Genomic DNA, 1221 nt, shown 5'->3' on the forward strand with positions numbered 1-1221 from the left:
ATAATTTAAGCGCACAAACCGTTAAGGAAGGTGCGAACAAGTTCCTGATATGAGATCATCATATTCATCCGGAGCGCATCCCAGAGGGACATCATGAGCCATCAACTCACCTTCGCCGATAGTGAATTCAGCACTAAGCGCCGTCAGACCCGAAAAGAGATTTTCCTCTCCCGCATGGAGCAGATTCTGCCATGGCAAAACATGGTGGAAGTCATCGAGCCGTTTTATCCCAAGGCGGGCAATGGCCGACGGCCCTATCCGCTGGAGACCATGCTGCGTATTCACTGCATGCAGCATTGGTACAACCTGAGCGACGGTGCCATGGAAGATGCCCTGTACGAAATCGCCTCCATGCGCCTGTTTGCCCGATTATCCCTGGATAGCGCCCTGCCGGATCGCACCACCATCATGAATTTCCGCCACCTGCTCGAGCAGCATCAACTGGCCCGTCAATTGTTCAAGACCATCAATCGCTGGCTGGCCGAAGCAGGCGTCATGATGACCCAAGGCACTTTGGTGGATGCCACCATCATTGAGGCACCCAGCTCTACCAAGAACAAAGAGCAGCAACGCGATCCGGAGATGCATCAGACCAAGAAAGGCAATCAGTGGCACTTTGGCATGAAGGCCCACATTGGTGTCGATGCCAAGAGTGGCCTGACCCACAGCCTGGTCACCACCGCGGCCAACGAGCATGACCTCAATCAGCTGGGTAATCTGCTTCATGGAGAGGAGCAATTTGTCTCAGCCGATGCCGGCTACCAAGGAGCGCCACAGCGCGAGGAGCTGGCCGAGGTGGATGTGGACTGGCTGATCGCCGAGCGTCCCGGCAAGGTAAAAACCTTGAAGCAGCATCCGCGCAAGAACAAAACGGCCATCAACATCGAATACATGAAAGCCAGCATCCGTGCCAGGGTGGAGCACCCGTTTCGCATCATCAAGCGGCAGTTCGGCTTCGTGAAAGCCAGATACAAAGGGCTGCTGAAAAACGATAACCAACTGGCGATGTTATTCACCCTGGCCAACCTGTTTCGGGTGGACCAAATGATACGTCAGTGGGAGAGATCTCAGTAAAAACCGGAAATAACGCCAGAAATGGTGGAAAAAATAGCCTAAATAGGCTGATTCGATGTGTTTGCGGGAAAAAAATCGGCCCAGATCCGCGAAATTTTAATCAACGAGTCAGCTTGGGAAGAAATGACCTGCTTATTCGCACTTTCC

Annotated in this window: 1 protein-coding gene; it reads left to right on the forward strand. The window is 53.1% G+C overall.

Annotated features, from left to right (window positions below; all coding sequences use genetic code 11):
- Positions 1-93: 93 nt before the first annotated feature.
- Positions 94-1074: an IS5-like element ISKpn26 family transposase gene (locus ABEB28_RS42315; protein WP_000019473.1), complete on the forward strand. Its 981-nt coding sequence runs from the start codon at positions 94-96 to the stop codon at positions 1072-1074.
- Positions 1075-1221 lie beyond the last annotated feature (147 nt).

Source organism: Cryptosporangium minutisporangium (assembly GCF_039536245.1).
GTDB classification, from domain to species: Bacteria; Actinomycetota; Actinomycetes; order Mycobacteriales; family Cryptosporangiaceae; genus Cryptosporangium; species Cryptosporangium minutisporangium.

Excerpts from the sequence above, each read along its gene's own strand:
- ABEB28_RS42315 (WP_000019473.1), top strand. The coding sequence starts at position 94 with ATGAGCCATCAACTCACCTTCGCCGATAGTGAATTCAGCACTAAGCGC.